We start from the raw sequence: 12,126 nt of genomic DNA on the forward strand, positions 1-12,126 counted from the left end.
AGCAGTCATAAAATCAGAGAAGCTATCGCTGATGAAGGGGCCTTGGCTGTCATTCCCTCAAAAAGTAACGCCAAAAATAAGGTCCCTCACGATAAGAACCTTTATGCAATGAGAAATATTGTCGAGCGTTTCTTTTGTAAAATGAAGGATATGAGACGGCTGGCAACAAGATTTGAGAAAAAGGGAGAAAACTTCCTAAACATGCTATTCCTATTCTCCATAAGATGTTGGATCAATTGAGTCCACACCCTAATAATAAACAGTTAAAGTGCTTCACTAGGAACTCGAAGGTAAGAGGTAAATCAATTACCCATAATCTTTTCTCAGGGGGAATTCATGAAAAATACCGCGTTTTCTATGACGCGTCGAAGTTTCATTAAAACCGTAGCAGGGGTATCGTTTACCGTAAACATGATCCCCGTCACACAGCTGCTTGCGGATGAAACGGACGAGATAACATCCTTAAATAGTGGCGATTGGTCAAAATCACCCGGAAAAGCCCGGTATAGGGTTGATGGATTGGTCAAAGTTACGGGGCAGAAAGTTTTTGCTCGGGACTATCATGCATGGAACTTGCCTGGGTGGCCCAAAGAAGAACGTCCGGTGATGATCGTTAGGGCGACGGATGTTAACAATCCATTCAAAGCTTTAGACCTGTCTTTAATCCCAGAGAATGCTCAACCTATAGAAGTTCTTTACGGCGAAAAGATTATCAGTGAAGTCCTGCGTCCGAATAAGTTACAGGATCAGGAAGAGCCAGAAAACCAACCTCTCATGCAGGATGTCAAAGTTAAAAGGCCGAGTGCGCTGACTTGGCCCTTTATTGTCTCTAAGGGCAAGCGAGCAAGTTTTTATGGTCAGCCTGTGGCTTTTTTGATCTTTAAGGATCGTAAAGATTATAGAGCGGCCAAAAAAGCGATCCAGTTTAATTCTGATTTTGTTATTTATGACAAAAAACCAAGAAACAAACCCGTATTTCCTTTTAATCCTCTGACAAATTACGTCCGTGTAGCATCAAATGAAAAAGGAAAAGACGTCTTTTCCTACGCGCAAAATGGAGGGGATAATAATTATTCGGAACAAGCTTTTGCGCATAGGGTTCGCATCCAAGAACAAATGGCTTCTGGACAATGGAAAACCTATAACACCAGTTGCTCCATGCAGGCAATGGATCCCATGTTTATGGAGCCAGAGAATGGACTTGGTTGGTATGATGCTGCGAATAAAACCCTGAATTTATTGGTCGGCACGCAATCTCCTGACGGGGATATGACTGACGTGCTTGAGATGTTTACTGGGGATAACCCCGTCGTTCAAGTCGAGACTGTCAATATCATTTCGTGTTATCCTGGTGGTGGCTTTGGCGGGCGAGACAGCTCTGTCTTTACCTTAAACCTTGCAATTGCAGCCGCTTATGCAGGCGGAAAACCGATCCGATTGGCATACGATCGCTTTGAGCAATTTCAAGCCGGGCTAAAGCGTCATGCCTGTGAATTGACAGAAAGTCTGTCTGTTGACGATGAAGGTAAAATCCAGGCTCTGGATGTGATGATGTCATTTGACGGTGGCGGGAGAGAAAATCTGAGCCCATGGGTAGCCCAGCTTGCCGGATTATGCGCAGGCGGGTCTTATAGTATCCCCCGTGCTGCTATTAATTCTAACGCGATGTATTCAAAAAATATATCTGGTGGATCACAACGTGGTTTTGGTGGACCACAGGCATTCTTTGCCATTGAAACCCTTCTTGATGAGGTCGCAAAAGACAATCGCTGGGATCCTATAGAGCTGCGACGTAAGAACACTCTAGATGAATATGACAATACTGTCGTCGGTGGACCTATAACAGAAAAGCTACGTCTGCACGAAATTCTCGATAAATCTGAAGATCACGATATCTGGCGAGACCAAAAAAGAGATAAGGAACATTGGCGCAAGAATGGTCTTTTGTATGGTGTTGGTTTTGCTATGTCCATGCAGGCTTTTGGCACTTCTGGTGATGGTCTTATCGGATATGTAGAGCTTGATCGTTCAGGTCAGTTGACGGTGAAAACAAATGCCGTTGATATGGGGAATGGTTCTGCAACAACACTCGCCGTATCAACGGCAGATCATTTGGGGCGCAATGCGTCAAAAATTGACATGGGCAACCCGGATTTATTTCCTGTACTCAAGATGAATACTGCAAGTAAAGGATCGTGGAAAGAACCTGATTGGACAGCAAACGGGGTTGGGTCGTCCAGTGCTTGTCTTACGGCTTTTCACCAGGTGCATGCCATTAATCAAGCTTCGAAGGTCCTATTCGACACGGCTATCGTTCCTGTTGCTCGAGAGATATTTGGATTACCAAATATTCCCGCAGATGATTTAATCTGGGAAAATGAGCGACTATATGCAAAAGACATGGATCTCCCCCCAATCCCTATGGATATTATTGCGGATGTTATTTATCGCTCAGGACGTATGAAAGCGGCTCTTGTTCACGCATATTTCCAAGAAAATTGGGTAAAGGCTGATTTTGATGTTAAGAACATTACCCATAATTGGGAAATTGATGGTCTAGCTGTTTATTCGGCAGGTCAAAGCACGCCTGAAATTATCCGACGCATTGCAAATAGCGGTGTTTATCCATCACCAGTATCGTCCCGCTATTCCCGAACAACATTTGCGCCTTGTGGGAATATCATCGGTTTAACGGTAGACCCCGTTTCCGGGGAAGCTGTCGTTCGAAAATCTTTATCAGTCCTAAACGCAGGTAAAATTATCACGGAAGAGTTAGTGTCAGGACAAAGTCAGGGCGGTGTTGCAATGGCCATCGGTTATAGTTTGTTAGAAGATATGCCACCGGGGTTGGGCGGGCCAGCGGATGGAGACTGGAACCTCAATCAATATTTCGTTCCCCGTGCTGGTGATGTGGCGCTAGACGGTCAGGAACTAATTACCCTTGAGCCGCTCAAACATGACAAAACGGGTAAGGGTATTGCAGAAGCTGTGATGTGCTCTGTGGCCCCGGCAATATCAAATGCTTTGTATGATGCAACGGGGGTGCGGTTCAGTGATCTCCCCATAACAGCAGAAAAAATTCGCAAGGGGATGGATAAAAATGGCTGATATCTCTTTTTCCGTAAATGGTAAAACGGTTCATGCCTCAAAGGAAGAGGCTGATTTACCGCTCATTGATTTTCTACAGGAAGATTTAAATCTGACAGGCACGAAGTTTTGTTGCGGTATTGGTGTCTGTCGCGCCTGTACCGTATCTGTCCGGCGACAACCTGGGGCACCGTCAGAGCCAATGATTGCTTGCTCAACACCCTTGTCTTCCTTGTCTGGTGTCGAAGTCTATACAGTAGAAAGCGTTGCCGAGGATGGTAAATTACATCCTTTACAACAAGAGTTTTTGGATCATTTTTCTTTTCAGTGTGGCTACTGCACACCCGGTTTTTTGATGGCGGCAATGACCTTATGGGATCGATTAACGGATAATCCCATTCCAAGGTCTTCGTTGGATAAAGTTGTTGATGATGCCTTGAAAGATCATATCTGCAGATGTACAGGCTATATTCGATATTATGAGGCAGTTAAGGCTGCCATTCTCAAGCAGCCGGGGATGGTGGCATGATGAAAACATTCCTTAAAAGCGTTTCCGGTGCATCACTTCTTTTTCTTCTTAGTTGTACCCCAAGCGATCAGCCGAAACAGCAACAAGAAGGGCAGGATCTGGCATCTTATGGAAATATGTGTGCCGAAGCGATAAGAGATCTTCCAGCCTTTAATTGTCAGACGGGTACGATGATTCCAATCACCATTAATGGTGGGGAGACACCTGATAAATACTATAAGGACATGGATTGTGATCGTCCGTCGTTATTACCCCTAGGCAAAGATGCTGATGGACAGTGTGTTCCTTATTCACGAGTGCTCGATCTATCAGAAGGTGATAATCAAGTTGCTGTTCTGTGCAGGCAAAAGAAAATCAGAACAGCAAGCAGCATTTATTATGATGAAATCGATGTTGTAGCCCACTCAGCTAAAGATGGTAGTACTTGCTGGTTTCAAGCCACAGGCTCAAACGGACTTCCCATTGATGGGTCTTTGGTACCATCGCCGATGAAAAAGGCACCCTTTGAGGACTATGAAGAGGCCAAACAGTTCTGGAATACACCTAAAGAAGTCTCAGACGACGGTTGCGGAAATTGTCATGATAATGACCCCTTTATGTATAGTCCCTTTATCGGGCAGGTCTGGGACAAAGTTCCGACTGACCCAGAAGGCTGGTATAAACACCTGGGCCGGGATTTTCAAAAGTGGCAACCAATTTCTTTAAGTACTCGTGACAACACTTGTGTCGGGTGTCACCGTCTTGGTGTTGATTTCACCAGCGGTCAGGCCACCGAAGAAGCCGTGGGAATGGCGGATATTCCCAATGCCAACGCCTGGGCTCAAACCTATCCTGCGTCTCATTTTATGCCCGTAGGAAATTTTCATTCCGAAGCGCAATGGAATGTGATTTACGCCAAATCAGTGTCTGAAATCCTCAGCTGTCATGAGGCCTATCAAGATGATGACAAAGATGAATTGGCAAAGTTAGGCTGTATGCTTGACCCCATAGGTGGTAAACCCTGATGTGAAAAAGCCCTGCTTATGCGGGGCTTTTTTTATGAATATATTTCACTGTAATTATTATAAAAAATTCATTGTTGTGGCTTGGTCAGTAATGGCAAAGTGGATCTATACTTGTGCAGAGAACAAGCTTTTAAATAAGAGCAATTGAATAGTCGCCAATCCGTTTAGTTTCGGTGAAAACATGACAGACAAAGAAATTAGAAACATCCTACTTATTTCTGTGGATCAATGGCGCGGGGAGTGTCTTTCATCTGCGGGGCATATGGTACAGACACCCAATTTGGATAAATTGGCCTCGGATGGCCTAGCTTTTAGAAAGCACTATACGCAGTGTGTTCCTTGTGGCCCTTCCAGAACGTCGCTGTTAACGTCTATGTACGCAATGAACCATCGTCATGTGTCAAATGGAACGCCGTTGGATGCGACCTTTACCAATATTGCGTTAGAAGCGCGTAAAAAGGGATACGAGCCAACACTCTATGGCTATACGGATACGCCCGTTGATCCCAGAGGCCGTGATAAAAATGATCCTGATTTAAAAACGTATTGCGGGGTGATGCCCGGTTTTAAAGTTGGATCTTTGGTCAGCGAGGAAATGGCTGTTGACTGGTTCGGGGAATTGGAAGCCAAAGGATATCAACTGCCAGAGAACCAGTTTGATATTACAATCGGTCAAAATGATTATCCTGATGTAGAGACGAGGGGGCTGAGTTATGCACCTCCAGGCTATGATAAGGATAGCAGTGATACTGCTTTTATCTCTGATAAGCTTATCAACTATATTAATATCCACAAAGATCCCTGGTTTCTTCACGGTGTTTTCCTGAGGCCGCATCCCCCTTTGTTTGCGCCTGAACCTTACAATAGGATGTACAACCCCGAAGACATTGCAATGCCGCATCGTGCAAAGGATGTCGAGACAGAGAAAGCGCAACATCCATATTTGGATTTTGCTCTGGATAACATGGCCAAGGTCGGCGCTTATATGGGGCATGAGGAAAATGTCCGTGACCTTCCTGATCATGAAATTAGACAAATGAGAGCCGCTTATTATGGTTTGATTTCTGAGGTTGATGATCAGATAGGTCGCGTTATTCAAGCGCTTAAAGATACTAACCAGTATGACAAGACTCTCATTGTATTCACTTCTGATCACGCGGAACAACTTGGCGATCACTGGCTGTGGGGGAAACTCGGTTACTTTGACGAGAGTTGCCATATTCCCTTGATCATCAGAGATCCCAGAAAAGACGCAAATCCATCACGCGGACAGGTCATTGATAATCATTTTACAGAAGCTGTCGATATTATGCCGACCGTTCTTGACGTGATGGGAATGAAGCCACCCATGCAGTGTGACGGGCACTCTTTGCGGCCCTTCATTGAAGGAAATGAACCTGATAAATGGCGTCGTGAAGTGCATTGGGAAGTGGATTTCCGAGACTTGAAGACGTACAAAGCAGAAGAAAAATTCGGCTTAACAAGTGACCAATGTGTGATGACAATTATTCGGGATGATAATTATAAATATGTTCACTTTACAACTCTTCCACCGCTGTTGTTTGATCTGAAAAAAGATCCGGATGAAGTTGTTAATCGGGCTGAAGACCCAGACTACACTTCCATAGTGTTATCTTATACTCAGAAGATGCTCAGCTGGCGCCAGAACTATGTCGCGCGACGTATGAGCCATATTCAATTGACGTCTGATGGCGTTTTAGAAAGAGAATACAGCAGAGTTTAATAGAAGATAAAGAATTTAACCGTGCATAAAGAAAGGCGATGATTAAATAAATCATCGCCTTTTAATTTGGAAGACAGCTGTTATTTTCTCTATCCAGCTTGATCCAGATGTTTCTGATATTCGGATAAGCGTTCACTTAGTTTTTCTGCTTCCTCGGCAAGTTCTTTTGATGTTCCAAGAAGACTTTGTGCTGAACTACCTGTATTTATTGACTGTTGGTGTACATCATTTACCAGATCAACAATCTGTCTTGATCCCTGCGCCATACTTTCAATGTTCTTGGCAATTTCGCCGGCAGCACGATCTTGTTCGTTAATGGAATCTGATATCTTATTCTGAGTTTCCCCAACCTGATGCATGACGGTATCAATTGATTCCATTTTATCTGTTGTGGCCTGGGCATGTACCTGTAGTTCTTTAATCATTGCCGCTACCTGATCTGTCGCAGAAGCTGTTTGTTCAGCAAGGGCCTTTACCTCAGAAGCAACAACACCAAACCCTTTACCAGCTTCGCCAGCTCTTGCTGCTTCGATTGTCGCATTCATAGCCAAGATCTTGGTTTGATTGGTGATCGTAGTAATCAATTCATTAATCTGGTTGATCTTGTCACTGGAACTACGTAGTTGGGTCACCGTTTCAGATGCTTGTGTTAGGTGACTTAAAGCCTCTGTTGATGTACTTCTTGCGTGATCAGATTCAGTATTAATTGTCCTGATATCATGGGACATTGTTTCAGTTGTCTGGGTCACTCCTTGTGCTGAATCATAACCACTTTGTGCAAGTTGCTGTGTATTTTCTGCTTGCTCGGTAACGGTCTGTGATTGTGTATTCAAAGACGTTGATGTCTCTTCAACATTCTTAGACAAGGCGCTCACTCGGTCAGCAACGCGCTGAACACTACTGATCAATTCACTTGCCGCTTGTTTATTACTTTCACGATCCGTCACATCAAGCCAAGTCAGCATACAGGCTTTGAATTCACCAGCATTATCCATCACAGCGGATGCTGATACTTCTAGTTGACGACCTTGGAAGATAACCAAACGTGTCATGGGCAGATTTTCCGGCGTAGTCAGCTCATTAAATTCTGCTTCATCAAGCTGAAAGAAATTGCCGGTTGTTCCTGTTAAATCACTATCTGTGTTTTCAGGATTGATAAAACTTCTGGCTTTGAGGTTTGCAAAAGAAAGCGTACCTTCCAGATCAATCATTACGGTAGACATGGGGCTTGTTTCGACCATGTTTTGCAGTTGAAAGACTTGGGCAACGCTATTGCTGAGTTGATCCAATGCGGTTGCCATGGTTCTGAATTCGTCAGGCCCCACAGTTGGTGGGGTAATATCAACTTCGCCTTCGCTGATGGATGTCATTGCTTTGGCAAAGGATTTTAGCTTACCAAAAACGGCAAATCGCAGCATAAGGAAAGCAATAAGCCATGTTGTTAGGAAAACACCTGCGAGTACTTTTATCGCATCCTGTGTTAATTGTTGTGAACCTTCAGCAAAGTCACTTACATCACGAACTAATGTTGCTTTTGCCCATAGAGTATCGTGTGTGCCCATAATCGTAGCCGTAATATAAGCTGTTGACCCGTCTAGTTTCAGGCCGTCTTCTAATGTGAGACTGTCGATTTTGGTTTCTGTTGTTTCGTCATTTGCTTCAGGTTCATTTGCCTTTTCAGTATCCGCGGTTTCTGTTTCATCCTCTGCTTCGGAAGAGGTGACTTCCTTATGGCTGTTTTCCTGGAATGCAAATCCTGTTTCACTAGAAGGGTCATAAATTGTTACATCAGCCCCTAATGTTTCACTGATACCTTCAAGGTACTGCATGGGGTCTGTGACAAGTTCAACAAAGCCAGCAACTTTAAATCCACCAATAGGGAAAATGGTTGAATGAACAGGTCTACCGTTTGGGGTGGCCCAAATATAAGAAATCGGTTTACGTTTGGCTTTTTTATCCCGGGCTTTTAGCTCTTCTAGTATTGTTTCGTTATCGGTAATACGGCCATCTTCTGATGATGTAATTAATACCATATCCGGATTGTAAAAGTGCGTAGAAATTAGGGAAATTTCACCGGTTTGGATTTCTTTGTTGTCGCGGTACCATTTATCAAACGTTGCAATTTCTTCTGGATCGTTGGTCTTCATCGCTTTGACGAGATGTGTATATCTGGCCCAGTCGGAACCCAACGTATAGAGCTTTGGTTCGTAGGTCTGAACGACACGTTCAAGCACCATAAGCTGGAATTGAGAACTGCTTTCTTTCTGTAATGTATCCAGAGAGAAATTTTTATATTTCTCAAAAGACCAAAACTGGGCTGCGACAATTGCTGCTGAGGCCAATAGACCGATCAAAAAAAGAATTTTACGTAAAGTCCATATTGTGGACTTTTGATGGTCCCCCGACCCAAGCATGATTTTTATCCCTATTATGATTATCTAATGTGCTTATTTTTGTCGTAAACAAATTTGTTCATACAAGTGTTGCGATATCGTAAATAAAATGTCGTTTATTAATTTATTCACTGTTTTCTGCAGAAAATGCTCTTTAAAAATAAAGGGGCTGTACCAGATAACTAGCCATTTTATGTTCAAAGAAGTTGTTGCAAGTGAGTTTTTGTCGTTGTTGTTGTCTGGTTAATGTTATTTTTCTATTAACCTTTTAATATCATAATGTTTTTTTGGTATTATTTATGAAGGGATTAGCTTCCCTTGTAACAAGTCGGAGCATTGAAATGCTTCCTGTTGTACAGACAAATATACGTTGCTCGCGGTTTCTCTTTGAAAGAAGTGAAATCATGATGTATAAATTCGCCCAGAATTATTTGCCATCCTATATACAAAATCTCCGCTACGGGGTATTTTGTAGAAATACAGTCGAGAAGGTAAGAGGGGGGAAGAATGGACGTGCATGAGTTCGCGCGAAAAGCAAAACTTAAAGTTGACCAGGTTTTTGCTCAGCGTGAAATCCATATCCGTTCCCATGATCAGGTTAAGTTTATTCGCCTGACACCTAGGTTTCAGAAGACTATTGCAACCAGTGTTCTTGCTCTAACAGGATGGATTGCGTTCTCTTCTGGAACGATGTTCTATACGGAACAAAGACTTGCGCAAAAAGATACAATCATTGAAGAACAAAAGCTCAACTATTTTGATCTTTTACAGCAAGTTGGTGAATATCACACTCAATTCTCTAAGATTACAAATGATCTACAGGAAAACCAGGATCAGCTTATCAGTCTTCTCGATGGTAATGAGGTTGATACAGATAAAAATACCAAAGTTGTTAGCCTTAAAAACTCTGAAACCGAGCGCGCACGTGTCGCTTTGGCTCGACAGGTTCTGGAAGACAAACTTGATCAATTTGAAGACGATTTGGAGACGATCGCAGGGCAAAGCGCAGCTTTGGAAACTCAAGCCAAACAATTACGTCAGGTTTTGGCTACTTCGGAAGAAGAAAGATTTAAATCCGCTGAAGCCGGAAAAATGCTTGGTGGCAAACTTCTGAAACTTCAAGAAGAACTTAATTCTGTTACTTTGGCCAAAGAAGAGTTGGAAGGTAATAAGGTTACTATTCTGGCAAATGTCGAAAATCTGGAAGCAGAAATTGTCAATCTTAAGGGACAGATTGCCGAAAAAGACGAACTTTTTGATGAACAGCAAGCTCAAATGTCTTCCTTGATGGAGGCAAGAAGAGTTGCAGACAAATCATCAAAAGAAGCCAGAGATAAATTTATAGAGCAGGCTTCTATCCTTGATATGTATCGTGAGGATAATGAAGGCCTGGAGGATCAGGTCGGTCAGCTTCAGAATTCCCTTATTGAAGTATCTAACATTCAACGTGAACTTGTTGACCGCCTAACGGAACGTTCAAAATATAGTTTGGGTGTTATTGAAAAAACTGTTGAGATGACGGGCCTTAACCTAAATTCTCTTATTGGGTCCGAAGATTTGAATACAGGTCAGGGTGGGCCTTATATACCTATTGATGAAATACAGGAAAGCGCCGACTTTGAAGCGTCTGTGAATTTATTGGATATGCAATTAACGCGCTGGGAAACCTTGCAAGATGTGGTTGCCAAGTTACCGCTGACCACACCAATTGATCAATATCGTATCACCAGTTCATTTGGTAAACGTCGTGACCCTGTTACAGGTAAGACTTCTGTTCACAATGGCCTAGATATGGCCGCACCGATGAAATCATCCGTTTATGCTCCTGCACCGGGTAAGGTTGTTTATTCCGGTTGGCGTGGACGTTATGGTCGACTGGTAGAGATAGATCATGGTAATGGTATCCGTACTCGTTATGGTCACCTTAGAAAGTTGCTCGTAAAACAAGGTCAGGAAGTTTCTCATAGAGAGAAGATTGCGCTTCTTGGTAATTCTGGACGGAGCACAGGGCCTCACGTTCATTATGAAGTAAGATATGCAACAAAAGTATTAAATCCTAAAAATTTTATAAAATGGGATTTAAAAAATTATAATTACATCTTTAAAAAAGAGAGGAGAGTGGAATGGGAGTCTTTAATAAATCAAATAAAGGATCAGCATCAAATGGGGCAACAGTAGTTGCTGCTGGTACTTGTATAATTGGTGGAATTAGCACTAAAGGCACTGTTCACATTGATGGAAAGTTTGAAGGAGTTATTCTTGAAGCTGACGTTATTTCTATTGGTGAGAGTGGAGAAGTAATTGGTGATATTAAAGCTAATAACTTAATTGTTAACGGTTTATTTGATGGAAAGATAGATTGTAACGAAGTTCAAATTTTGGAAGATGGAAAAGTAATTGGTGAGATGAGATACAACGAACTAATTATAGACCCAAAAGGTAAATTTGAAGGTAGAGGTATCAGAAAAAATTCTGAACTAAAAAGTAGATACAATGAAATTGAGCAAAAAATTAACAATATTGTATTAGGTCCTGCAATCGCTCATGATAGATCTTAAGAATAAACTAAAAGCTCTTTATACTCAAAAAGAACAAATCGAAGATGAGATAAAGAGTTTAGAGCTTCAAATTCAAGAAGCCACTTTAAATCCAAAAGAACAAACAAAACAAGAAATAACTACGCAAGAAAAACCTAAACAAGTTAAAACAACATTCTCAAAAGATGAAAAAATTGATATCTTTAAATCCTTATTTATTGCAAGGTTTACAAAAATGAATAAGACTGTTAAAAATGGCTTAGATACTAGTATTGCAAAAGGCAAATCTGCAAGTTGTTTCATAAGTTCTGAATTTGCATCTGAATACGAACTTATTCACAATTCAGACAAAACTTATTCAATGAAGTCCTTGAAAAAGTAAACAAATTAATTAATCAAAATGACCATCGACTATTGAAGTTGGTGGTTATTTTTTTACTCCTTTCACCGTACTGGAGCAGGGAGGCATGCTCCGTTTTAAAATGCTAAAGTTTTGCTAAAGTTTTAACTTAAGCTTTTTTATTAGGAACTTTTGTTGTATATTGTATAGTAAATAGTTTACAAATAAATAATAATTTAAACCGAAAACAAAATGTTAAAAAACCAAAAAGTAATGCGAATAGAACAAATGTTAATAAGCGATGATGTCCTTATTATAAAAAAATTTAATACAGAAAATCAATTAATTTTTATAAGTGTGTTTTTTACACTTGCAAATATACACATTTATTGTTGGCCTGTGAAATTTTAACAAAAAAATGTCTAATTTAAGATTATATCGAAATAAAAATTAACCCTTGAAGACTATTTATATGGTTCTAAGTAAATAATT

Annotated in this window: 9 protein-coding genes; 8 read left to right on the forward strand and 1 reads right to left on the reverse strand. The window is 41.5% G+C overall.

What is annotated here, in order from left to right; translation table 11 throughout:
* The 5 genes from Q0241_RS16940 to Q0241_RS16960 form a co-directional block, all read left to right on the forward strand.
* A partial coding sequence (locus Q0241_RS16940) for a transposase (RefSeq protein WP_299379684.1) occupies positions 1–240 on the forward strand: 240 nt, incomplete at its 5' end.
* A 96-nt stretch (positions 241–336) separates the two neighbouring features.
* A complete protein-coding gene (locus tag Q0241_RS16945) occupies positions 337–3,108 on the forward strand; it encodes a molybdopterin cofactor-binding domain-containing protein (RefSeq protein ID WP_299379687.1) in 2,772 nt (923 codons plus the stop codon).
* Entirely contained in the window at positions 3,101–3,616 is a 516-nt protein-coding gene (locus Q0241_RS16950) for a (2Fe-2S)-binding protein (protein WP_299379690.1), read from the forward strand. The genes Q0241_RS16945 and Q0241_RS16950 overlap by 8 nt, the downstream gene beginning before the upstream one ends.
* Entirely contained in the window at positions 3,613–4,620 is a 1,008-nt protein-coding gene (locus tag Q0241_RS16955; protein ID WP_299379693.1) for a hypothetical protein, read from the forward strand. Before Q0241_RS16950 ends, Q0241_RS16955 begins: the two co-directional genes overlap by 4 nt.
* A gap of 181 nt (positions 4,621–4,801) precedes the next feature.
* Positions 4,802–6,364, forward strand: coding sequence for an alkaline phosphatase family protein (locus Q0241_RS16960; protein WP_299379696.1), 1,563 nt, complete (start codon positions 4,802–4,804; stop codon positions 6,362–6,364).
* 89 nt (positions 6,365–6,453) lie between these two features.
* On the opposite strand, the gene Q0241_RS16965 is transcribed toward Q0241_RS16960, so the two are convergent.
* Complete coding sequence (locus tag Q0241_RS16965; protein WP_299379699.1) at positions 6,454–8,778, reverse strand: methyl-accepting chemotaxis protein; 2,325 nt, start codon at positions 8,776–8,778, stop codon at positions 6,454–6,456.
* A 486-nt stretch (positions 8,779–9,264) separates the two neighbouring features.
* Here Q0241_RS16965 and Q0241_RS16970 point away from each other — a divergent pair, with 486 nt between their 5' ends.
* From Q0241_RS16970 to Q0241_RS16980, 3 genes are read left to right on the forward strand one after another with little or no spacing between them, the layout of a single operon-like run.
* Positions 9,265–10,935 carry a M23 family metallopeptidase gene (locus tag Q0241_RS16970; RefSeq protein ID WP_299379702.1) on the forward strand — a complete coding sequence of 557 codons (1,671 nt, stop codon included), beginning with the start codon at positions 9,265–9,267 and terminating at the stop codon, positions 10,933–10,935.
* Positions 10,881–11,315: a polymer-forming cytoskeletal protein gene (locus tag Q0241_RS16975; RefSeq protein WP_071626251.1), complete on the forward strand. Its 435-nt coding sequence runs from the start codon at positions 10,881–10,883 to the stop codon at positions 11,313–11,315. Before Q0241_RS16970 ends, Q0241_RS16975 begins: the two co-directional genes overlap by 55 nt.
* Positions 11,302–11,676: a hypothetical protein gene (locus tag Q0241_RS16980; RefSeq protein ID WP_299379707.1), complete on the forward strand. Its 375-nt coding sequence runs from the start codon at positions 11,302–11,304 to the stop codon at positions 11,674–11,676. The genes Q0241_RS16975 and Q0241_RS16980 overlap by 14 nt, the downstream gene beginning before the upstream one ends.
* Positions 11,677–12,126: the final 450 nt, after the last annotated feature.

This window comes from uncultured Kiloniella sp., assembly GCF_937128705.1.
Lineage (GTDB): Bacteria > Pseudomonadota > Alphaproteobacteria > Kiloniellales > Kiloniellaceae > Kiloniella.